At 63.7% G+C, this 22,311-nt stretch carries 19 protein-coding genes and 2 riboswitches; of the genes, 8 read left to right on the top strand and 11 right to left on the bottom strand.

What is annotated here, in order from left to right:
• The first annotated feature begins 235 nt into the window (after window positions 1-235).
• Window positions 236-1,708: a mechanosensitive ion channel family protein gene (locus CLV78_RS17090; RefSeq protein ID WP_106206281.1), complete on the top strand. Its 1,473-nt coding sequence runs from the start codon at window positions 236-238 to the stop codon at window positions 1,706-1,708.
• A 68-nt stretch (window positions 1,709-1,776) separates the two neighbouring features.
• Here CLV78_RS17090 and CLV78_RS17085 read toward each other — a convergent pair whose 3' ends face one another.
• The 3 genes from CLV78_RS17085 to CLV78_RS17075 all read right to left on the bottom strand — a co-directional run bounded on the left by CLV78_RS17085 (window position 1,777) and on the right by CLV78_RS17075 (window position 5,929).
• On the bottom strand, window positions 1,777-3,342 hold the full coding sequence (locus CLV78_RS17085; RefSeq protein WP_106206547.1) for a 2-isopropylmalate synthase: 1,566 nt from the start codon (window positions 3,340-3,342) through the stop codon (window positions 1,777-1,779).
• A 216-nt stretch (window positions 3,343-3,558) separates the two neighbouring features.
• A complete protein-coding gene (locus CLV78_RS17080; RefSeq protein WP_106206279.1) occupies window positions 3,559-4,353 on the bottom strand; it encodes a glutathione S-transferase family protein in 795 nt (264 codons plus the stop codon).
• A 67-nt stretch (window positions 4,354-4,420) separates the two neighbouring features.
• On the bottom strand, window positions 4,421-5,929 hold the full coding sequence (locus CLV78_RS17075; protein ID WP_106206277.1) for an MORN repeat-containing protein: 1,509 nt from the start codon (window positions 5,927-5,929) through the stop codon (window positions 4,421-4,423).
• A 179-nt stretch (window positions 5,930-6,108) separates the two neighbouring features.
• On the opposite strand from CLV78_RS17075, the gene CLV78_RS17070 reads away from it, so the two are divergent.
• Together CLV78_RS17070 and mgtE are read left to right on the top strand one after the other, a co-directional pair.
• Window positions 6,109-7,770, top strand: coding sequence for an NAD+ synthase (locus CLV78_RS17070; RefSeq protein WP_106206275.1), 1,662 nt, complete (start codon window positions 6,109-6,111; stop codon window positions 7,768-7,770).
• Between the two features lie 235 nt (window positions 7,771-8,005).
• Window positions 8,006-9,412, top strand: coding sequence for a magnesium transporter (gene mgtE / locus CLV78_RS17065; RefSeq protein WP_158263586.1), 1,407 nt, complete (start codon window positions 8,006-8,008; stop codon window positions 9,410-9,412).
• Between the two features lie 312 nt (window positions 9,413-9,724).
• Here mgtE and arsC read toward each other — a convergent pair whose 3' ends face one another.
• Both arsC and CLV78_RS17055 read right to left on the bottom strand, forming a co-directional pair.
• Window positions 9,725-10,153 carry an arsenate reductase (glutaredoxin) gene (gene arsC / locus CLV78_RS17060; RefSeq protein ID WP_106206271.1) on the bottom strand — a complete coding sequence of 143 codons (429 nt, stop codon included), beginning with the start codon at window positions 10,151-10,153 and terminating at the stop codon, window positions 9,725-9,727.
• An 8-nt stretch (window positions 10,154-10,161) separates the two neighbouring features.
• Window positions 10,162-11,109 (bottom strand): 1-phosphofructokinase family hexose kinase, encoded by a 948-nt coding sequence (locus CLV78_RS17055; RefSeq protein WP_106206269.1) that lies wholly within the window; start codon window positions 11,107-11,109, stop codon window positions 10,162-10,164.
• A gap of 135 nt (window positions 11,110-11,244) precedes the next feature.
• Between CLV78_RS17055 and CLV78_RS17050 the strand changes: the two genes are divergently transcribed.
• On the top strand, window positions 11,245-11,673 hold the full coding sequence (locus CLV78_RS17050; RefSeq protein ID WP_106206267.1) for a DUF1801 domain-containing protein: 429 nt from the start codon (window positions 11,245-11,247) through the stop codon (window positions 11,671-11,673).
• Window positions 11,674-11,689: 16 nt separating this feature from the next.
• On the opposite strand, the gene CLV78_RS17045 is transcribed toward CLV78_RS17050, so the two are convergent.
• Both CLV78_RS17045 and CLV78_RS17040 read right to left on the bottom strand, forming a co-directional pair.
• Window positions 11,690-12,610: an MBL fold metallo-hydrolase gene (locus tag CLV78_RS17045; protein ID WP_106206265.1), complete on the bottom strand. Its 921-nt coding sequence runs from the start codon at window positions 12,608-12,610 to the stop codon at window positions 11,690-11,692.
• 105 nt (window positions 12,611-12,715) lie between these two features.
• Window positions 12,716-13,120: a metallopeptidase family protein gene (locus tag CLV78_RS17040; RefSeq protein ID WP_106206264.1), complete on the bottom strand. Its 405-nt coding sequence runs from the start codon at window positions 13,118-13,120 to the stop codon at window positions 12,716-12,718.
• Between the two features lie 80 nt (window positions 13,121-13,200).
• Here CLV78_RS17040 and gltX point away from each other — a divergent pair, with 80 nt between their 5' ends.
• A complete protein-coding gene (gene gltX / locus CLV78_RS17035) occupies window positions 13,201-14,520 on the top strand; it encodes a glutamate--tRNA ligase (RefSeq protein ID WP_106206262.1) in 1,320 nt (439 codons plus the stop codon).
• A 55-nt stretch (window positions 14,521-14,575) separates the two neighbouring features.
• Here the strand turns inward: gltX and CLV78_RS17030 are convergent, their stop codons facing one another.
• Window positions 14,576-15,136, bottom strand: a complete 561-nt coding sequence (locus tag CLV78_RS17030) for a gamma-glutamylcyclotransferase family protein (RefSeq protein ID WP_106206260.1) — start codon at window positions 15,134-15,136, stop codon at window positions 14,576-14,578.
• A 73-nt stretch (window positions 15,137-15,209) separates the two neighbouring features.
• A riboswitch (glycine riboswitch) is annotated at window positions 15,210-15,301 on the top strand.
• Window positions 15,302-15,304: 3 nt separating this feature from the next.
• Window positions 15,305-15,367, top strand: a riboswitch (glycine riboswitch).
• 86 nt (window positions 15,368-15,453) lie between these two features.
• Here CLV78_RS17030 and gcvT point away from each other — a divergent pair.
• From gcvT to gcvP, 3 genes are all read left to right on the top strand, one after another.
• Window positions 15,454-16,572, top strand: coding sequence for a glycine cleavage system aminomethyltransferase GcvT (gene gcvT, locus CLV78_RS17025; protein WP_106206258.1), 1,119 nt, complete (start codon window positions 15,454-15,456; stop codon window positions 16,570-16,572).
• A gap of 25 nt (window positions 16,573-16,597) precedes the next feature.
• A complete protein-coding gene (gene gcvH, locus CLV78_RS17020) occupies window positions 16,598-16,957 on the top strand; it encodes a glycine cleavage system protein GcvH (RefSeq protein WP_106206256.1) in 360 nt (119 codons plus the stop codon).
• Window positions 16,958-17,112: 155 nt separating this feature from the next.
• A complete protein-coding gene (gene gcvP / locus CLV78_RS17015; protein WP_106206254.1) occupies window positions 17,113-19,950 on the top strand; it encodes an aminomethyl-transferring glycine dehydrogenase in 2,838 nt (945 codons plus the stop codon).
• Between the two features lie 407 nt (window positions 19,951-20,357).
• Here the strand turns inward: gcvP and CLV78_RS17010 are convergent, their stop codons facing one another.
• The 3 genes from CLV78_RS17010 to CLV78_RS17000 all read right to left on the bottom strand — a co-directional run bounded on the left by CLV78_RS17010 (window position 20,358) and on the right by CLV78_RS17000 (window position 22,210).
• A complete protein-coding gene (locus tag CLV78_RS17010; protein ID WP_106206252.1) occupies window positions 20,358-20,753 on the bottom strand; it encodes a hypothetical protein in 396 nt (131 codons plus the stop codon).
• A 374-nt stretch (window positions 20,754-21,127) separates the two neighbouring features.
• Window positions 21,128-21,448 (bottom strand): DUF1244 domain-containing protein, encoded by a 321-nt coding sequence (locus tag CLV78_RS17005; RefSeq protein WP_106206250.1) that lies wholly within the window; start codon window positions 21,446-21,448, stop codon window positions 21,128-21,130.
• 18 nt (window positions 21,449-21,466) lie between these two features.
• Window positions 21,467-22,210 carry an N-formylglutamate amidohydrolase gene (locus tag CLV78_RS17000; protein ID WP_106206248.1) on the bottom strand — a complete coding sequence of 248 codons (744 nt, stop codon included), beginning with the start codon at window positions 22,208-22,210 and terminating at the stop codon, window positions 21,467-21,469.
• Window positions 22,211-22,311 lie beyond the last annotated feature (101 nt).

Here is a 22,311-nt window from a genome sequence, read left to right as displayed (position 1 = left end):
GGTCTCGCGGTGGTGCGGCTCGCAATGAGTTCGACTTCGCAACTGGCAAAAAAACGGCACTGACCTGGCAACGCCGTCTTGCGGGGTTGTGGATCGGTTGTACGGATCAACAGTTTGCTTGCTTCATGAACGAAGCCGCGGCGGGAATCCCCGGTCGGGGCGATCACGACTTGCCGCAACGGCATACCGGTGGTGAATTGAGGGTAGGTTCAGGGAATTGCGACTCGAGGACATCATGCAGAAAGTGTTTCGGATATTTGGAGTTTTCAGCCTGGTGCTGGCAACGTTGGCTCTTCCGGTTGCCGCTTACGCCCAGACCGAGGGCGATCCCGCGGCCCCGGCGGAGGCGACTGCGGAGGCACCTGCGGAGCCGGAGACCCCGGGCGAGGAGGTTGCACCGGAGGTGCCAGCCGGGCTCGATTCGATGGACATGGCTCTGGACGAGTTCACTCTTCGGCTTGTTCCGCTGACGGTGGATCAACTCTCCGAACTGGCGAAAACGTGGCAGGGTATCGTTCAGGAGCAGACGCAGGATGTGGTTGAGGCTACAGTTTCCAGCCGCACCGGTGGCCAGACCCCGGCACAGGATGTGGTGGACAGCATCGTCGACCTGACCCGTGTTCGTGACGACGGTTTCAGTCGCTTTGATGCGGTTGTGGACAATCTGGAAAAGAAGGGTGGCGATGAAGCTGTCGTCACTGGGTATCGGTCATACCAGACGGCGATCCTATTGGAAGAGAAGCAGCAGGCGGACTTGCGAACGCTTGTCACCATGGCCGGCAACTGGATGGTTTCACCGGAAGGAGGGCTTGGGTTGCTGAAGAACGCATCCGTGCTCCTTGTTGCGTTGTTTGCCATGCTGTTGGTCGCCCGGGTCGTGCGGGGGTATGCGCGTCGGTTGTTTGCGCGGGTGCCGGACTTGTCGAAGCTGTTGCAGGCGTTCCTGACTATGGTCGTCTACTGGTTGACCATTGCAATTGGGCTGATGGTTGTCATGTCGATGCTGGGGGTGGATATCACGCCGCTCTTTGCCGTTGTCGGTGGTGCCTCCTTCATCATTGCCTTCGCCATGCAGGACACTCTGGGAAATCTCGCAGCAGGTTTGATGATCATGTTCAACCGGCCCTTCGACGAGGGCGACTACATCACGGCGGGGGGCACATCGGGCACGGTTCAGTCGGTGTCCGTGGTTTCGACCACGGTGACCACGCCGGACAACCAGGTGATCGTGATCCCGAATTCCAAGGTCTGGGGCGACGTGATCACCAACACCACGGCCTCCACGGAGCGCCGCGTCGACCTGGTGTTCGGCATCGGCTACGAGGATTCGATCGAGCAGGCACAGGGAGTTTTGGAAGAGGTCGTTGCCGCGCATCCAATGGTGCTGAAGGACCCCGCAACCGTGATCCGTGTGGGCGAGCTGGCGGACAGCTCGGTCAATTTCATTGTCCGGCCATGGGTCCGGAGCGAGGATTACTGGACGGTTTACTGGGATCTGCACCGTTCGGTGAAAGAGGCCTTTGACGCCGCCGGGATCTCCATTCCGTTCCCGCAGACGGACATGCATCTCAAGGTGGATCAGGACGCGCTGGTTCCGGTCGCCGCGGTTGCCCCGTCCGGCGCGGCAAAGGGTGTCGGGACGGCGGAGGGAGCCAAAGATTTCGGCAGTGGCGACGACGGCGCGGGCGAGGATGACGGCGCGACCTGAGCCGGAACGAAAAACCGCGCCGCAGGGGGCTGCGGCGCGGTCTGTTTCGCATCAGGCGTTGTGGCGGATCACTGTACCACGTCGCGGTAGTCGATTTCCTTCTTGTCCGTACCTGTCTTCTGACGACGCACGATCAGCCGGTTCAGGGCCGCGACATAGGCCTTGGCAGAGGCGACGACGGTGTCGGTGTCCGCGGACTGGCCGGTGACGATCCGCCCGTCTTCCTCCAGCCGCACTGTCACTGTGGCCTGGGCATCGGTGCCACGGGTCACCGCGTGCACCTGGTAGAGCTTCAGATGCGCATTGTGCGGGAAGATCTCCTTCACTGCGTTGAAGGTCGCGTCGACCGGACCGTCCCCTGAGGCGGACACCATGTGATCCACCCCTTCGACGCTCATCACCAGATCGGCCGATTGTGGCGCCTGGGTGCCGCAGATCACGCGCAGGAACTGGACCTTCAGCGTGTCGTCGACTTCCGATCCCGCGTCGCGCATCAGCGCGATCAGGTCGTCGTCGTAGACCTCCTTCTTGCGGTCGGCCAATTCCTTGAAGCGGACAAACACGTCCTTCAGCTGGTTGTCGCCCAGATCGTACCCCAGGTCATGCAGCTTGGCCCGCAGTGCGGCACGGCCCGAATGCTTGCCCATGACGAGGTTGGTCGCCGACAGCCCGACGTCCTCCGGCCGCATGATCTCGAAGTTCTGCGGGTTCTTCAGCATGCCGTCCTGGTGAATGCCGCTCTCGTGGGCAAAGGCGTTCTTGCCCACCACGGCCTTGTTGAACTGCACCTGGAAGCCGGACACATCCGCCACGCGACGGGAGATGTTCATGATCTTCGTGGTGTCGATGCCGGTGGTGTAGGGCATGATGTCATTGCGCACCTTGAGTGCCATGACGACCTCTTCCAGGGCCGTGTTGCCCGCGCGTTCGCCCAGCCCGTTGATGGTGCATTCGACCTGCCGGGCACCCGCGTCCACAGCGGCCAGCGCATTGGCGGTCGCCATGCCCAGGTCGTTGTGGCAGTGGGTGGCGAAAATGATCTCGTCGGCGCCCGGCACCCGCTCCAGCAGCATCGCGATCAGGTCGGCTGACTCTCGTGGCGCGGTGTAGCCGACAGTGTCGGGGATGTTGATCGTCGTGGCGCCGGCCTTGATCGCGATCTCCACCACTCGGCACAGGTAGTCGTGCTCGGTCCGGGTGGCGTCCATCGGCGACCACTGGACATTGTCGCAGAGGTTGCGTGCATGGGTGACGGTCTCGTGGATCTTGTCGGCCATCTCGTCCATGGTCAGGTTCGGAATGGCGCGGTGCAGTGGCGATGTGCCAATGAAGGTGTGGATGCGTGGCCGTTCGGAATGGCGCACGGCCTCCCAGCAGCGGTCGATATCCTTGAAATTGGCGCGCGCCAGGCCACAGATCACCGAGTGTTTGGTCACCTCTGCGATGTCGCGCACGGCTTCAAAGTCACCTTCGGAGGCAATCGGGAATCCGGCCTCGATGATATCCACACCCATTTCGTCGAGCATCTGGGCAATCTCCAGCTTCTCGTCGTGGGTCATGGTGGCGCCGGGGCTCTGCTCGCCGTCGCGCAGGGTCGTGTCAAAAATGACAACGCGGTCTTGTGGGTTCGTCATGATGTGTTCCTTGGTGTCCTTCAATCCTGTGGCGCGCTTGCCAGTTCCTCTGAGCGGACGCGCCGGATCGGCACGCTCAGAGGCGGCTAAGGAGAAGGAGAAGACCGGCATAGGGACGCGCCCGCGAAATCGCGGGGGCGAAAGGGATATGCCGGTTGTTCAACATAGGCGAGACTATACGCGTGAAAACTCGAAAGGAAAGGCCGAATCTGAGCCCTACAGAAGCCCCAGATCGGCATCCGTGGCAGCGGGGCCATACTTGTCGGGGGGGGGAACGGGACGTGTGCTCCAGTCCGGGTCAAAGGCAAAACTGGACCGTGCGCGGCCGGGCAGAAGTGCTCCGTTTCCGGCGCCCCGGGCGTAATCGTAGTACAGTGTCACGATTTCCCTCTGGCTGACCTGCTGGGCGTTGGGGTGGTCGAGACACGCCGCGTGCCAGCGCCGCACCCGGTCGGCGTCGGGGCCGGTTGGCAGTGTGTAGCCCTCGTAGTGCTCAAGGAACCAGAACCGCATGAACATTGGCGTGAATACGGCCTCGGCCAATCCGAAGTCCTCAAAAAGGAAGGTGTCCCCTTTGGCGTGGCGGGCGAGGAAGGCCGAGAACCCCAGGTAGTGCTCGTCCATCTGGCGGCGAAACGTCTCCCGCTTCGCCTCGTCCTGGTTCATGACCATTCGATAGCCGGTCGCGGTGAAATCACCTTCCCGGGCGATCAGCATCCGTTCGACCGCGCGTTCGTAAGGGGCCGTCCGGGCGATCGCCGGTGTCGGCCAGAGTTCCTCGATATAGCGCAGGATGACGAGGCTCTCCTTTAGGATCGCACCGTCGGATGTCTCCAGTATCGGCAGGGCCGTCGTGCCGCCTGTCTTTTCCAGAAGCCAGTCAGGGCGTGGCCGGGTGATGTCCACGACCTCGAACCTGACTCTGTCCCGCATTCCCTTCAGGGCAAGCAGGATCTCGACCCGTTGTGAAAAGGGACAGACCGGGATGTGATAGATGGTAGTGTCGGCCATGGGTCTCTCCCTCAAGGGATCGGCTTGCAGTTCGGGCGGGACCACGCAATGGCGATGACGAACGGCCTCAGTTGCCGGAGGTTTCGGTGCTCCCCGCCGCCGCTGTCCCGTCGGCTTCCGGCGCCTGTCCGTCAGCGGCTTCCGCGTCCTGGGTGCCTGCGGACGCCGTCGGCTCGGAGGCTTCGATCAACTGGCCATCTTCCCAGACACCAGTGCGTTCCTCGCCAGTGGCGTAGCGCATCAGGCCCTCGCCCTGGGGTTTTCCGGCCCGGAAAGTGCCTTCGTAAATATCGCCGTTGATATAGGTGGCGATACCCTTGCCTTCGATCTCGCCATCCTTCCACTCGCCGGTATAGGTGAAGCCGCTCGGCGCCGTCAGGGTGCCCTGGCCGGAGCGTTGGCCATCGGAGAAGTTCCCCTCGTAGACTGAGCCATCGGTATAGGTGGCCTTGCCCTTGCCCTCGCGGACACCTTTGGACCACATGCCGACATAGCTGTAGCCATCGGGGTAGGTCATGCTGCCCATACCATCGTACTGGGCATTGACGAAACTGCCCTCGTAGACCTGGCCGTCGGCGTAGGTGGCGATCCCCTCGCCCTCGATCACGCTCTCCACCCAGTCGCCGTCATAGGTATTGCCGTCCGGGTAGGTGATCTTGCCCTTGCCGTGAGGAAGGTCCGCAAGGAAATCGCCTTCGTAGACCGAGCCGTCAGGATAGGTGACCTTTCCCTTGCCCTCGATCCGGCCCTCGAGCCAGTCGCCTTCGTAGCGGTAGCCATCGGCGCCCTGGAAAATGCCCTGACCGTGGCGGCGATCCTCTGCAAAGGCGCCTTCGTAAATGTCGCCATTTGCGTAGGTCACCTTGCCGTGGCCCTGTCGCTGGCCGTTGACCAGAAGCCCTTCGTAGACGTCGCCGTTCGACTGCTTGAGCTTGCCGAGGCCGTTGATCTGCCCGTCCTTCCAGGCCCCTTCGTACTCCAGCCCGTCGGGCATGGTCAGCTTGCCCTGCCCGGAGCGCTGTCCGCGGCTCAGGTTGCCGACGTAGACAGCGCCATCTGGGTAGGTGATCGTGCCCTTGCCCTCCTTGACACCGGCAACCCAGCTGCCGTCGTAGATATAGCCGTTGGGGGAGGTCATGGTGCCCTGACCGTCGTGCAGGGCATTCGTGAACTGCCCCTCGTACCGCACGCCGTTGGCGTAGTTGGCAATGCCCTGGCCGGTCATCTCGCCCTCGACCCACTCGCCTTCGTAGGTGCCGCCATTGGCGAACACGATCTTGCCGACGCCGCTCGGCTTGCCCTTCGCAAAGGCGCCTTCGTAGACCGAACCGTCGGGGAACCGCGCGATACCCTGGCCGAGGATCTCGCCCTCGACCCAGTCGCCGCTGTATTCGTAGCCATTGGGCAGCCGGTACGTGCCCTTGCCGTGTTGCAGCCCGTCCTTGAAGGTGCCTTCGTAGACCCCGCCATTCTCGTATTGCTTGGTCTGCACGTCTCCGGACTGGGCCAGTGCCGCGCCTGCAAGGCTCATGCAGATCGCCGTGGCGATCAGGTAACCGCGAGCCTTGTGGGTCATGTCTGCTCTCCGGAATGGGGCCCAGGCGGGCGCTTGTGCTTGAGCCGCAACCCTAATTCGCCCCTCGGGGCGGAGCAACGCTTTTTGCCCGGGGGGGCGGGCAGGCGCTTCCATGCGCCAACGGTTCTGCTAAGAGAGCGCGGGGTCCGGACGCGGGCCTGTCGCGAAGGAGCCAGCCCATGACACGATTCCGCCTGACCCTGGCGCAGTTGAACCCGACCGTGGGCGCATTGCGCGAGAATGCCGCCAAGGCGCGTCGTGCCTGGGCCGAAGGCAAGGCCGCCGGAGCCGACATGGTGGCCCTGCCGGAAATGTTCCTGGCGGGCTACCAGTGCCAGGATCTGGTGATGAAGCCGTCCTTCGTGACCGATTGCATGAGCGTGATGCATGAACTTGCCGCCGAATGTGCCGACGGTCCCGCCCTTGGCATTGGCCTGCCCTGGTACGAGGGGGCGGAGCTGTTCAATGTCTACGTGGTGCTTAAGGGGGGCGATGTTGCCGCCCGGATCGTCAAGCATCACCTCCCGAACTTCAATGTCTTCGACGAGAAACGCCAGTTCACCAGCGGCGACGTGAACGGACCTTACATGGTCGGGGCTGCGCGCATCGGCACACCGATCTGCGAGGACGCATGGCATGGCGATGTCTGCGAGACCCTTGAGGAGACTGGCGCCGAGATCCTGCTGGTGCCTAACGGTTCGCCCTATTTCCGAGGCAAGCGCGATTTCCGGATGACACAGATGGTCAGCCGGGTGGTCGAGACAGGTCTGCCGCTGGTCTATCTGAACATGGTTGGCGGCCAGGATGACCAAGTGTTCGACGGTGGCTCCTTCGTCCTGAACCCGCATGGCAAACTGGTCGTGCAGATGCCCGTCTTCGACGAAGCTATCGCACATGTGGATTTCCTTCAGGGGCCGGATGGTTGGGAGGCCGTGGCCGGCGAGATGGCGCACCTGCCCGATGAGTGGGAGCAGGATTATCGCGTCATGGTGGAATCGCTGCGTGACTACCTGCGCAAGACCGGGTTCACCAATGTGCTGCTCGGGCTTTCCGGCGGGGTCGATTCCGCGCTGGTGGCCACCATTGCGGCGGACGCGATCGGACCGGAGAACGTGCGGTGCGTGATGCTGCCGTCCGAATACACCTCCGGTCACTCGCTGGAGGATGCCGAAGGTGTGGCGCGGAACCTCGGCACACGTCTCGACACCCTTCCAATCGCCGGGCCGCGTGCCGCGGTGACAGCGGCGCTGGAGCCGCTGTTCGAGGGCAGGCCCCCCGATCTGGCAGAAGAGAACATCCAGTCCCGCCTGCGCGGTCTGCTGCTGATGGCGCTGTCGAACAAGTTCGGGGAAATGCTGCTGACAACCGGAAACAAGTCCGAGGTCGCGGTTGGCTACGCCACGATCTATGGCGACATGGCCGGCGGCTATAACCCGATCAAGGATCTCTATAAGATGCGGGTCTTCGAGACCTGCCGCTGGCGCAACGCCAATCATCGCGACTGGATGATGGGGCCGGCGGGCGAAGTGATCCCGCCCCGGGTGATCGAGAAGCCGCCGTCCGCAGAGCTGCGCGAGGATCAGAAGGACGAGGATTCGCTGCCGCCCTATCCGGTGCTGGACCGGATCCTCGAAATGCTGGTGGATGAGGATAAGAGCGTTGCGGACGTGGTGGCCGAAGGATTCGACCTTGCGGATGCCAAAAAGGTCGAGCATCTCGTCTACATCTCTGAATACAAACGGTTCCAGGCAGCGCCCGGCGCCCGGCTGACCCGGCGGGCTTTCTGGCTCGACCGTCGCTATCCGATCGTGAACCGCTGGCGCGACACTTCCGCAGACTGATCCGTGGGCGGGGGCACCCGCCAGGTCGGCGGCGCGCTGCCGCGCTTGCTCGCTGCCGGGCCCGGCAGGCCTGCGGCCTGAAACGCGCCCCTGCCTCGGGCGATCTACTGGCCGACTCGTGCTCCCCTCGGAGCGATGAAAGCGATCATTTGGGTCAGGTCGCGAGAACCATTCCTGTGGCTGGACGACGGGCAAATGGTTAGGCTGTGTCGAAAGATCAATGCGGGAGGGCCCGATGAGCGAGAACAGCGTTCTGCCCCATTGGGACGGGTCGGGCGGAGAGACTGCTGCAGCAACGAACAAGGCCGCCGTCAAACAGATCGAGAAGTGGATCAAGGCCGGCGACCGGAGGCGCGTGCTGGCAACCATTCGCCACTGGCATCCCGCCGACGTGGTGTCGCTGTTCGTGCGCTTGCGGTCGAAATATGCCCGCAGACTGCTCGAATGGATGCCCGACGAGTCCGGTATCCGCATTCTGGCCGAGCTCGACCCGCAGCTGCATGCCGTGCTGGCCAAGAAACGGACCCGCAGCACCTTTCGCAAGCTGATCGAAAAGATGGATGCGGACGAGGCATTTCCTCTGCTCGACGAGTTGCCACACGAATATGCGCTGGACCTTCTGGAGGGGCACCCCCACGCCGAGGCGCTGAAGGCGGCGCTGGAAGTGCACGAGGATCATGCCGCCGCGCACATGCGCCGTGGCATCCTCACCGCGCGTGAAAGCGGCACCGTCGGGGAGGTGATCGCCGACATCCGCGCGGTCGCGCAGGAAATCGATCGGTTGGAACGGGTCTATGTGGTTGACGATGCCGGCCGGCTGAAGGGCGCAGTGCGCCGCCGCGACCTGATCATGAACCCGGACGATACGCCGGTGGCCGCGATCATGCAGCCCGATTCGGTCCACGTCACGTCGGAAACCGATCAGGAAGACGTGCTGGCGATCGCCAAGGCGCAGCGCATTCACAATATCGCCGTCGTCGATGCCAACGGAGTCCTGCTGGGAGGGATCACGCCGAAGGAACTGCGGGAGATTGCCTCGGAGGAAGCCGAAGAGGACATGCTTCTCATGGGCGGCATTTCCCCTGAGGCGAGCGAGTTCGACCCGCCCTTGCAGATCGTGAAACGCCGCCTGCCCTGGATCCTTGGGGGTCTGGTTGGTGCCTTCATCGCGGCCTCGGTGATCGGCTCCTATGAAGAGGCGCTGACAAGTGCCGCGATCCTGGCCAGCTTCATCCCGGTGGTGATGGCCACGGCTGGCAATGTCGGTATCCAGGCGTCCACCATGTCGATTCAGGCCATCGGACGCGGAACGAGCTGGGAAGGAGATTTCCTGCCACGGCTCGGGCGCGAAATGCTGGCCTCGCTCCTCAATGGGGTCTTGGTGGGGGCGGTTGTCGCGGGTCTGGTCTTGCTCGCCTCCAGTGTCATCGACATCGACAGGGCGCCAATGCTCGCGATGACCTGCCTGATCTCGATGACGCTGGTCACCGTGATCGCAGGCACGTTTGGCGCGCTCATCCCCTTCCTGCTCAAGGCGCTGAAACTGGATCCGGCGGTGGCGACCGGCATCTTCATTACAACCGCCAACGATGTCTTCGGCGTGCTGATCTTCTTCAGTGTGGCCTCGGTCCTGTACCTGTAGCACGTCACCAACAGAGGCGTGTCCCGCTGATGCGGGGCTCTTGCGTCGAGGACCTGCCCACGCGTTGGGAGCTGGTAGCAGAGGCGCAGCGGCGGGGACTTCGGAGCAGGGAGTACCCTGCCATGGCGGAGCGTTTCGCCGCCACACCCCAAGGGTCGGATTGGCGCCGCCCGGAGGAACTGACTCCAGAACCACCGGCCTACCCCGTCGAACTGTCACGGATGACCAACGAATTCGCGTGGCTGGCCCGGGCTGGGTGTGGCTTCTGAAGGTGAGTGACGGGTGCTTTCTCAGCGCCTGTGCGCTGTCTGGTCAGACACCCGGCACCGGCATTCCCTGGGCGTCGATCAGGATCGTGCCGTTGGTGCGTGCAAACGGTCCCTCGGGCCAATGGTCAAGAACCTCCAGCACGCGGCCGACCGGGCGGCACAGCCGCGTGCCCTTTTCCGTCCGCACGAGGGGGCGTTCGACCAGCACTGGATGCGCCACCATCGCAGCGAGGATCTGTTCGGAGGTGACGTCGGCATCCAGCAGGCCGAGGTCCCGCGCCGGGCCACGCGCGGAGCGCAGGGCATCTTGCGGCGTCAGCCCGGCTTCTGTCAGCAGGGCGGAGAGCGCGTCGCGCTCCCAGCCGACCTTCATGTACTGGATCACCTCGGGCGTGTAGCCCGCCGCCTCGATCACCCGCAGCGTGTCACGTGACTTGCTGCAAGCCGGATTGTGCCAGATCGTGACCTGCATCTGCGGCCTCAGACTTCGATCAGCTTGCACTGCGGCAGAAGCGCTTCCACGTCCTCGCCGCGGCACAGGTCCGTGGCCGGAGTCGTGACGGCGGCCGATGCGGCGGCGGCGCCCCAACGGGCCGCTTCCTGTATCGAATTGCCCCGCGACAGGCAGAGCGTGAAGCCACCGACGAAGCTGTCGCCCGCGCCGACCTTGGATACGACATCCACCTTGGCGGCCGTCGCAAGCCACGACCCTTCGGGCGTGGTCAGGACAGACCCCTCGGCGCCTCGGGCGAAGATGATATTCTGCGCGACGCCGCGCGCGATCAGCTCGCGCGAAAACGCCGCCGTATCAGCGGGCGTTTCCAGTTTCCGGCCCGCCAGACCCTCGGCTTCCTCATCGTCGGAGCGCAGCAGGAAGGGCGGTGACTTGGGGTCCTCCACCATCCGCCGCAGGGCTGGGCCGGAGGTGTCCACGATCAGGCGGGCGCCCGCGTCGCTGAGGGCAGCACTGAGCGTCTCCTCGAAGTCGAGCGGCACGCCCGGCGGCTGGCTTCCCGACAGGATGATCAGACCGCCCTTCGGAGCATGGGCGACGGTCGTGTGCAGCGCCTTCAGGACATGTTCCTCGCTCCATGGCGGCCCGGGCAGCATGAAGCGGTACTGCAGGTCGGTTTCCTTGCAATTCACCACGACACTTGAACGGGTCTCCCCCGGTGAGGGTATCGGCATCGTCGGGATGCCCTCCGCCATGAGCAGCTCCAGCAGGCGGTTGCCGTTGTGACCAGCGATCGCAACGATGGCCGACGCTTCGCCACCCATGTGCTGGATGGCGCGGGCCACGTTGATGCCACCTCCGCCGGGATCCACGGTGGGTTCGGCGCACCGCAGCTTGACGTCCGGAATGACTCTCTGGGCTTCCGTGTTCATGTCGAGTGCGGGATTCAGGGTGATCGTGAGGATTTCCGACACGGGGACTCTCCGATTGCGATGTTTGCGCACACACTGCGCATTTGCCCGGGCGATGCAAGCGCTATGGACGCGGGAAATCACCGCAGGGTGCCGGGATCGTGTAAGGTGTCCGGGAGTGACGAAGAAGGAGTGCGGATGCCTCAGAACAAGACGCAACCGACCGATGTGGATCCGCTGGCGTTTCTCGCTTCGGTGGAGCCTGCACGGCGTCGGGAAGACGGGCTGGCGCTGGACGCCATGTTCCGAAAGGTGACAGGGTTCGAGCCGGTGATGTGGGGAGAGTCGATCATCGGCTACGGGCGCTACGCCTACAAGTACTCCAGCGGCCACTCGGGCCAGTTCCTGGCGACGGGATTTTCCCCGCGCAAGGCAAACCTGGTTCTCTACATCATGCCCGGCTACGCGGAGTTCGAACCCATTCTCAGGGACTTGGGAAAGCACCGGCTCGGAAAATCCTGCCTCTACATCAACAAGCTGGCGGATGTGGACATGGTCGTTCTCGCCCGCCTTGTGTCGGCGGGGCTTGAAGGTCTGAACGCGATATGGCCCGTCCGGCCAGAGTGACCGGACGGGCGCGGGATCACATGAACTGGTAGCTGACCGGAACGTACCGGAAGCCATCATCGCGGGACTGCACGTAGCCGAGTCCCGGGAAGGGCATATGGTAGCCGATCATCGGGACCTTGTCGGCGGCAAGCATGCCCAGAACTTTGCGGCGCGTTGCGGCGGCGGCTGCCTTGTCCATGTCGAAGCGAACCTCCCAGTCGGGATAGGCCAGCGACCACACGTAGTGATTGGTCATGTCGGCGCCGATAAGCAGCTGCTTCCCCTCGCTCTCCAGCATGTAGGTCATGTGCCCCGGCGTGTGGCCGAACGCAGCCATGGCGGTGATGCCGGACGCAACCGAGTCGCCGTCGCCGAGGAAGGTCATCTTCTCTGCCAGAGGTTTGACGTTGCCGTCGAAGCGCTCGTTTCCGGCGGCGGCCCAGTGGTCGTATTCAACCTGCCCGGTGATGTAGGCGGCATTGGCGAAGGTGGGCGTGCCATCCTTCATCAGCCCGCCGATGTGGTCGCCGTGCATGTGGGTGATGACGACATGCGTGACATCCTCCGGGCTGTAGCCGGCCTCTGCCAGGGCAGCGGAGGTGCCATCAGCGGCAAGGCCGGTGTCGAACAGGATGACCTCCGAACCGGTGTTGACGACGGTCGGCGTGAAATAGAATTGCGCCATGTCGTCCGGAATGAAGTTCTCCGCGCTCGCCTTCTTGAATTCTTCTTCGCTGACATTCAGGCCGAAGATCTTGTGAGGCTCCTCGCGAGGTGTCGTCCCGGCGAGCAGGGTCGAAACCTCCAGAGCGCCAACCTTGAATCGGCGGGCATTGCTCATCGGCCCTGTCTTTGCGCCATGTCCATCGGCCAGGCTCGGCAGCGGAGCGGCAAGGGCGACCGGGGCTGAAACGCCGGCAAGAAGCGCGGAACGGCGGGTAAGCGAAATGGGCATCGGGATCTCCTTATTGCAACTTTCGACACTACTACGCATGCGGTCAAAACGTGGATCAATTAATCGATATTTCCGGAAAAATAGGTAAAAATAAAGATAAAAAAATCACTCCCACCAGCGATCTATACGAGCGATGTCCGCGTCCGACCAACCGAAATGGTGCGCAAGTTCATGCACAAAGACGTGAGTGACCAGCTGTCCAAGGGAGACGTCCCGGCGCGCGAGCCACTCGTCGAGGATCGCACGACGGAAGAGCCAGATCGTGTCCGGTTGATGGGGCTGATGCATGACGGAGCGCTCGGTAAGCGGGATCCCGTCGTAGAGTCCGGTCAGCTCGAAGGGATCTGTCAGGCCGACATCCTCCAGCATTGCGTCGGTCGCGAAATCCTCCACACGGATCACGACCCGTTGGGCCGCTGCATGGAACGGTGCCGGGAGGCTCTCGCGTGCCTCCTCTGCAAGCGCCGCGATATCGTCGAGCCCCGGTGCTGTGCAATCTGACCAGTTCATGGATTTGCCCTTTCGTTCCACTGCCTGATATGGACAAGTCGGCCGCCCTGTGAAAGAGCGCGCGCCAAAGGAGTTCAAGGATGACCGTCACCCGTTTCGCCCCATCGCCCACAGGATACCTGCATGTGGGCAACCTGCGCACCGCGCTGTTCAACTGGATGATCGCGCGAAAGGCGGGCGGCCAGTTCATCCTGCGGTTGGACGACACCGATCCGGAACGATCGAAGCCGGAGTTTGCCGACGCCATCAAGGAAGACCTCGAATGGCTGGGGCTGACCTGGGATCGGGTCGAAACGCAGTCCTCCCGACTGGACCGCTACGCCGCTGCCGCCGACGACCTGCGGGAAAAGGGCCGGTTCTACGAGGCATTCGAGACACCAACAGAGCTGGACCTCAAGCGGAAGAAGCAACTGAACATGGGCAAGCCGCCGGTCTATGACCGCGCGGCACTGTCGCTGTCGGATGGCGAAAAGGCGGCGCTCCGTGCAGAGCGCTCGGGCCATTGGCGTTTCCTGCTCGACCACGAGAGGATCGAGTGGGTGGACGGCATCCTTGGGGAAACCTCTATCGATGCGGCCTCGGTGTCCGATCCGGTCCTGATTCGCGGCGACGGGCAGGTTCTCTACACCCTGGCCTCGGTGGTGGACGATACCGAAATGGGGATCACCGACGTGGTGCGCGGGTCCGATCACGTGACCAACACCGCCACTCAGATCCAGATCATCGAGGCGTTGGGCGGCAAGGTGCCCAACTTCGCCCACCATTCGCTTCTGACCGGTCCGCAGGGCGAGGCGCTGTCGAAGCGGCTCGGTACGCTGGCCTTGCGTGATCTGCGCGAGAAGGGCGTCGAGCCGCTGGCGTTGCTGTCCCTGATGGCACGGCTGGGCTCGTCCGACCCGGTGGAGCTGCGCAGCTCGCACCAGGAGCTGATCGACGGTTTCGAACTGACGCATTTCGGTGCGGCGCCCACGAAGTTCGATGCCGAGGACCTGTTTCCGCTGACCGCCCGCCACCTGCACACGCTGCCGCTTGATGCGGTCGCCGACGAGATCGCGGCGCTGGGCGTCCCGGCCGAGTTGGCGGAGCGGTTCTGGAATGTCGTTCGCGAGAACATCACCACGCGGGCCGACATGGCCGGCTGGTGGGACGTGCTGTCGAACGGCGCCGAACCGTTGGTCGATGCCGAGGATGCGGAGTTCGTGGCCACGGCGCTGGGAATGCTCCCCGATCTGCCCTTTGACGGCAACAGCTGGGGGGCATGGACCGCCGCAGTGAAAGACGCGACAGGGCGCAAGGGCAAGGGGTTGTTCATGCCGCTGCGCAAGGCGCTGACTGGCCGCGCACGCGGGCCGGAGATGGCGGATTTCATGTCGCTCATGCAGGCCAAACCGCGCGCCTGACCCGTTTTTTGCGGCCGACGCTGCGTTCCGGTGTGGGTGCTGCGCGCTGTGCCGCCTAGGCTGCGCCGACCTGCGCCGAGACATCCGTGAGTCGCGCATCCACATAGCCGCGCTGCCAGTCGGTCAACGGTTGGTGGCGGGAGTACCTCGGCGCGGTGCGGTCATTGAGGATCGGGGCTTGCCAGCCTGACGTGGTCGCGAAGAACCTATCGGCACCGGCTTCTCCGAAGACGTCAAGGAAACCCTGGACGACCACATCGATATAGCTCAGCAGAACCGGGTGGGTCACATCGGGCAGGGCGGCGTGGGACGGCGGCACGGCATAGACCTGCGCCTCCGCATTCGAGCCGCAGGCATGCAGCGTGGTTGAGATCGGGTGGCGGTCATAGGCGCGTTCCCGGTCGTCGAGCGCGGCCCAGTCACCGTCGGGCACTTCGGCAACCAGCCCGTCGATCTCGCAATCGGCAGGCTCCACGGAAAGGTAGGCGAGCGAGCGCAGGTGGGTGTGGACCCAGACGCGGCGCCACCCGCCAAGGATTGCGGGGCGGGTGCCCGGATAGCTGTGGGTCGCCCGGTTGACGAGCGAGCCGTAACCGAAGAACTGGCGATCTCTCATGGATGCAGCATTCCCGCCGACAGGGGGGAAAGGCAAGTCTTGAAGGATCCAAAACCATTCGGTATGCGGTGGGAGACCCCGCGTCGGGAGAATCCGGTGGAAACATCGGTGCCGAAGGAGCAACCGCCCCGGTAAACTCTCAGGCTCATGGACCGCACGGGGAAAAGACTCTGGAGAGAGACGCGGCAGGCGTCCGCCGAAGGGATAACGATCTCAGGCGAAAGGACAGAGGGGGCATCGGGCGCGTGGCCACTGGCCGCCGTATTCGATGCCGGACGGACGTTCCCGACGGCTGGAAACGCGAAGGAGGGAAGGCCGTGACGGATCTTGCGACGACACCGCTGCATGCGCTGCACATCGAGCTGGGTGCCCGGATGGTGCCATTTGCTGGCTACGATATGCCGGTGCAATACAAGCTGGGTGTGATGAAGGAACATCTCCACACCCGGTCCGCCGCAGGGCTCTTCGATGTGAGCCACATGGGGCAGGTGCTGTTGAAAGGACCCGAGGCCGCCGCCCAGTTGGAGCGGCTGGCGCCGCAGGCGCTGACCGGACTGAAGGAGGGACGTCAGCGCTATGCGTTCTTCACCAACGACGACGGCGGGATCGAAGACGACCTGATGGTTGCCAACCGTGGCGATCACCTGTTTGTCGTGGTGAACGCGGCTTGCAAGGCTGCCGATATCGCGTTGATGCGCGCCGGGCTCGAGGGCGTCGAGGTTGTCGAAATTGTTGACCGTGCGTTGATCGCCCTGCAAGGCCCCGCGGCGGAGGCGGCGCTGTCCCGGATCGTGCCGGTGGCCGATATGGCATTCATGGATGTTGGCGTTTTCGAGAGCGACTTCGGGGATCTCTGGGTGTCCCGATCCGGTTACACCGGCGAGGACGGGTACGAGGTTTCGGTGCCGGAGGCGGAGGCAGAGGCTCTTGCCCGCGCGTTGCTGGCGATGGAAGAGGTTGAGGCCATCGGGCTCGGCGCCCGAGACAGCCTGCGGCTTGAGGCCGGGCTGTGCCTCTATGGCAATGACATCGACACGACGACCAGCCCGGTTGAGGCGAGCCTGACCTGGGCGATCCAGAAAGCGCGCAGACCCGGCGGCGTCCGCGAGGGTGGATATCCCGGCGCGGACCGGATCGGCACGGAACTGTCCGCGTCTGCTGACGAAGTGGACCGCCTTCGCGTCGGGCTGAAGCCCGAGGGCCGTGCGCCCATGCGCGACGGCGTGCCCCTGTTCGAGAGCGAGGACGCGGCGCAACCCGTGGGCATTGTGACCTCCGGCGCCTTCGGGCCGAGTGTCGGTCACCCCATCGCCATGGGCTATGTGCCGGGTCGACTTTCGACCACAGACACGCTGCTTTGGGGGGAGGTGCGCGGCAAGCGGATGCCCGTGCGCGTCACCGAGCTACCTTTCCGCCCAGCCACCTATAAACGTTGAACAGACCAACCGGGAGCGCAAGACAATGAAATACACCGAAGACCATGAATGGCTGAACCTCGACGGCGATGTCGTGACTGTCGGCATCACCGATCACGCCCAGGAGCAGCTTGGCGATATCGTCTTCATCGAACTGCCAGAGGTCGGCACCCAGATTTCCAAGGACGACGAGGTCGTGGTGATCGAGTCGGTGAAGGCTGCGTCCGATATTGCCGCTCCGATCGACGGCGAGATCGTCGAGGTGAACGAGGCGATCATCGACGCCCCCGGCAAGGTCAATGAGGATGCCGAGGGCGAGGCGTGGTTCTTCAAGGTGAAGGTCGACGACGCCAGCCAACTCGATGGGTATCTCGACGAAGATGCCTACAAGGACCTGATCGGCTAGACCGACCGTGATCCCGGGCGCGCGCCGTCGGTGCAGCGCCCGTACCGCACACTCGGGCGGCGCGCACGGACCCGCCGCCGGGTTGGGCGCATCCTTCCGTTTGCATGGCCGCAGATTGGCCTTCAGCGACAGACCGACTTGCCGGGAGACAGACCTTGCCTTTCAAACCAACCGCCTATGACCCCTATGATTTCGCCAACCGCCGCCACATCGGCCCGTCGCCCGAGGAGATGGCGGAGATGTTGGAGGCTGTTGGCGCGGAAAGCCTGGACGCGCTGGTAGACGAGACCGTTCCGGCCTCCCTTCGCCAGGCCGAGCCGCTTGACTGGGCGCCACTCGCAGAAGGCGAGTTGCTGGTGAAGATGCGGGAGGTCGCTGGCCGCAACAAGGTTCTGCACTCGCTGATCGGGCAGGGCTACTACGGCACCGTGACCCCCCCGGCGATCCAGCGCAACATCCTGGAGAACCCCGCCTGGTACACGGCCTACACGCCCTACCAGCCGGAGATTGCCCAGGGGCGCCTGGAAGCATTGCTGAACTACCAGACGATGATCTCCGACCTGACGGGGCTGGAAGTTGCAAACGCCTCGCTGCTGGACGAGGCAACGGCAGCCGCCGAGGCGATGGCGATGGCGCAACGCGTCAGCAAGTCCAAGGTTTCGGCCTTCTTCATCGATGACAATTGCCATCCGCAAACCATCGCCGTTGTCGAGACCCGGGCGAAGCCGCTCGGTGTCGATGTCATCGTCGGCCCAGTGGATAGCCTCGAAGCGGACAAGGTATTTGGCGCGCTCTTCCAGTACCCGGGCACCGACGGCGCCCTGCGTGATTTCACACCGGAGATGGAGGCGCTTCATGCCAACAAGGCCGTGGGCATCGTCGCGGCGGACCTGCTGGCGCTGTTGTTGCTGAAAGAGCCGGGCGCGATGGGCGCCGATATCGCGGTAGGGTCCGCCCAGCGGTTCGGTGTGCCGATGGGTTACGGCGGCCCCCACGCCGCCTACATGGCCTGCCTCGACAAGTTCAAACGCTCGATGCCCGGACGGATCGTCGGGGTTTCTGTCGATGCGCGCGGAAACAAGGCTTACCGCCTGAGCCTCGCCACGCGGGAACAGCATATCCGGCGCGAAAAGGCGACCTCGAATGTCTGCACCGCGCAAGCGCTGCTGGCCGTTATGGCGTCCTTCTACGCCGTCTTCCACGGACCCAAGGGGCTTCGCGCGATTGCCGAACGCGTGCATGTCATGGCAGTACGGCTGGCCGAGGGGCTTCGCAACGCGGGGTTCGATGTTCGGCCTGAGGGGATCTTCGACACGGTGACGGTCGATGTCGGGCCGTTGCAAGGTGCGATCCTGCGGTCGGCTCGTGCGGAGGGACTCAACCTGCGCCAGTTTGGCGACACGAGGATCGGGATTTCCATCGACGAGACCTGCGGGCCGGAGACCATCGAGAAGGTCTGGCGTGCCTTTGGCGTGACCGAGGCCTTCGGTGAGCCCGATTCCGTCGCGTTGCCGGAGGATCTGCTGCGGACGAGCGAGTACCTGACCCACCCGATCTTCCACCTGAACCGTGCAGAGGCGGAAATGATGCGCTACATGCGCCGCCTCGCGGACCGGGACCTGGCGCTGGACAGGGCGATGATCCCGCTTGGCTCCTGCACCATGAAGCTCAACGCGGCAGTCGAGATGATGCCGATCACATGGCCGGAGTTCGGTCAGCTTCACCCCTTCGTGCCTGTCGATCAGGCCGGGGGCTATGCCGAGATGCTGGCCGATCTGTCGGAAAAGCTCTGCGTGATCACCGGGTATGATGCTATGTCCATGCAGCCGAATTCCGGCGCTCAGGGCGAGTATGCCGGGCTGATGACCATCGCCGCCTATCACAAGGCCAATGGCGAGGCGCGCGACATCTGCCTGATCCCGACGTCGGCGCATGGCACCAACCCGGCGTCGGCCTCGATGGCCGGGATGAAGGTCGTGGTGGTGAAGTCAGCCGAGAATGGCGACATCGATCTGCGGGACTTCCGCGAAAAGGCCGTTGCCGCAGGCGACCGGCTCGCGGCCTGCATGATCACCTATCCGTCGACCCACGGCGTCTTCGAGGACACGGTGCGCGAGGTCTGCGCGATCACCCATGAACACGGCGGGCAGGTCTATCTCGACGGGGCGAACCTGAACGCGATGGTGGGCCTTGCGAAGCCGGGGGACCTGGGATCCGACGTCAGCCACCTGAACCTCCACAAGACTTTCTGCATTCCGCATGGCGGGGGTGGCCCCGGCATGGGGCCAATCGGTGTGAAGGCCCATTTGCAGCCTTTCCTTCCCGGCCATCCGGAGACTGGCGGCAGCGAGGGTCCGGTCTCTGCTGCGCCCTACGGGTCGGCCAGCATCCTGCCGATCAGCTGGGCCTATTGCCTGTTGATGGGCGGCGCCGGCCTGACGCAGGCCACCAAGGTCGCGATCCTGTCGGCGAACTACATCGCCAGCCGCCTGTCTGCGGGGTATGACGTCTTGTTCAAGGGCGCTGGTGGACGTGTCGCGCATGAGTGCATCCTTGACACCCGTCCTTTTGCAGAGGCCGGTGTCCAGGTGGACGACATTGCCAAGAGACTGATGGACAACGGTTTTCATGCGCCAACCATGTCCTGGCCGGTGGCCGGCACGCTGATGGTCGAGCCGACGGAAAGCGAGACCAAGGCGGAGTTGGACCGGTTCATCGATGCGATGCTGTCGATCCGCTCGGAAATCGCGGAGGTCGAGGCCGGTACGATTGCCTACGAAGACAGCCCACTGCGCCATGCCCCCCACACGGTGGAGGATCTGGTCGCGGAGTGGGATCGCAAGTATCCGCGCGAGCAGGGGTGTTTCCCGCCGGGGTCTTTCCGTGTCGACAAGTATTGGCCGCCGGTTGGACGTGTGGACAACGTCTTTGGTGACCGAAACCTGGTTTGCACCTGCCCGCCGGTCGAGACCTATGCGGAGGCTGCCGAATAGGCCAGTCTGGGACGGGCGGATAGACCCAAGGGCCATCCGCCCGCCTCCTGTCGCGAACGGTTTTCGCTAGAAGCGTGTGGCCGGGGTGAGCGCATTGCAAAAAAAGGATCCACCCGAGCATGCGTTGATCGGACGCCGATTGGAAAGGCTGGTCAGTGGCCGTGGTCCGTTCGCTGTTGAGCTGGCCGGTTTAGGGGGTGCTGTTGCGAGGGCGGGGGCCTCCCGCCCGTTTGGCAACCGCGCTTGCGCGCGCTCCCCTCACGGTTGGGCGCGGCCCGCCTGCGGCGGGAGGCGCAACCTGATGGCGGCCGTGCCGGGTCGCAGTCAAATGCCTCCGGCCCGGAAGGCGCTATACCAAACGGTGGGGGGGCAGAAAGCGTGCCGCACGCCGCAGTTCCATGCCGGGATCAGGCGGGGATTGCCTCGATGTAGAGTTCAACTTTGCGCGTTGGCGGAACGTCAGGCAGATGCACCAGAACACGGTTCTGGAACAGTATGTCCTGCCCGACACCGTCACAGCCCGGCCTGGTCTCGAAGTATCCCGACTCCACGTCGTTCACTTCTTCGGCCGGGAGTTGGACGATAAGCGCCTCGCTGCGCGGATCGAAGCCGTCGAGTGTTGCTGGATCCGCCCCGGCAAGCGCGATCAGGACTCCTGGACGAGCGACGTCGACGGGTTTGCTCGGTCTACGGGCAAAAGGAAATCGGAACACCAGCGGATTGCCCGCGTGTTCCCGCACCAGCCCATAGGCTGCGAGCACGATCGAGAAGGCGATGATTCCCAGAGCGACGAGATTCAACATGATCTTCCTTTCGCCCCCGCATCGTTTTTAGCAAAAATCCGGCCTGTCGGTCAAACATTTGCCGGATAACAGTGGTTTGCCGGAAACAGTTGAGCACTCGGAGGCGCACTGTTTCCACACCTAGGTGGGCGTAGCCTTCCCAAGGTTAATCCTGTCGCAGGTAGCCACAGCAGTGTCACTTCCGGTTTTGGGGCGCTAGAGCGGACCGGAGGGGCGTCACTGAAGGCATGGGCAATGCCTGTCGAGGTCGAACAAGTGTCTGAAAACTACCCGCAGAGCGCTGACACGGTATTGGGTCCCGAACAGGCCAGACCACGCCGGGCACCGACAGGCTGCTGGATTGCCCCCCGCCCCTCATTCCCCAGAGCAGCCTTTCAGGACTCGTCGCGCGAGCCGACATTCTCCCGGAATGCCTTTTCGAACTCGGCTTGTTTTTCCGGGCTCGCCGGCGCCTGGAACTGCGACCTCCAGCTGTCGTATGGCATGCCGTAGAAGACCTCACGGCCTTCGGCCTTGTCCATGGCGATGCCACGCTCATTGGCGGCTTCCTGATACCAGCGGGACAGGCAGTTCCGGCAAAAACCGGCGAGGTTCATCATGTCGATGTTCTGCACGTCGGTGCGGTCTTCCATCAGGTGCTGGCGCAACCGGCGAAAGGCGGCGGCCTCGATTTCAATGCGGGTCTGATCGTCCATGGTGTCTCTCCCTTCTGGTCAGAGATTGGCATCCTCGAGCGCGGCGACAAGATGCGGCGCCATGCGGCGCCCCCAGGCTCGCTGTTGCTCCACGGTTTCGATCAGGTCCTGGCGAACCTCGATCAACACATGCGGACGGCCGTGCATGAGGGCGTGCCTGTGGATGGAGTCGCCGGGCTGATGGCCGGCGTAGGGTTCGTTGTCCCCGACGCACAGATCACCTTCCGCCTTCAGGCGGCGGATCATCGCGAGCGACAGGGCGTTGTTTGGCGGCGTATGCAGGAGCGCGACATGCCAGGGACGCGGAGGGCGTCCTTTCAATTGCGGGGTAAAGCTATGCACGGCCACGATGACCGGATTGCGTCGTGACGCAGCAAGCCGTCCGAGCTCCGCATGGTAAGGCCGGTAGCAGAGCTCCTTGCGATACTCCAACTCCTCCGGGCCAGCGTGGCGATTGCCGGGTATGATCGTGCCGTCATAAAGCTTCATCAACAGTGTCGGGTCGTCCTCGCCACGATTCGGGTCGATCACCAGCCGGGAGAAATTTGACGTGATGAGAGTGGCTTGCAGCGCGTCCGCCATGGCGTGGGCGACGCCTGCGGCACCCGGGTCATAGGCAATATGACGGGCCATCTCGGACTGCGGCAAGCCCAGGGTCCCACCGTTGATCCGGGGCGGAACCGTATTGGTGGCATGATCGCATGTGATCAACCATCTGCTGGATCGGGCGTCCCCATGGGTGTGAAAGGCGTGATATGTCATTGGGTCGTGATGTTTCTCTCGCAAGGGTGTATGGCCTCTCGCAGAAAAGAACCAGAGCGAACCGGGCTGGCGTTTTGGCGGGTTTACCGCTAACAGAATGC

Source organism: Aliiruegeria haliotis (genome assembly GCF_003003255.1).
Classification (GTDB): domain Bacteria; phylum Pseudomonadota; class Alphaproteobacteria; order Rhodobacterales; family Rhodobacteraceae; genus Tropicimonas; species Tropicimonas haliotis.
The sequence above is the reverse complement of the archived record's forward strand: the minus strand, read 5'-3'. Positions and strand labels throughout refer to the sequence as shown.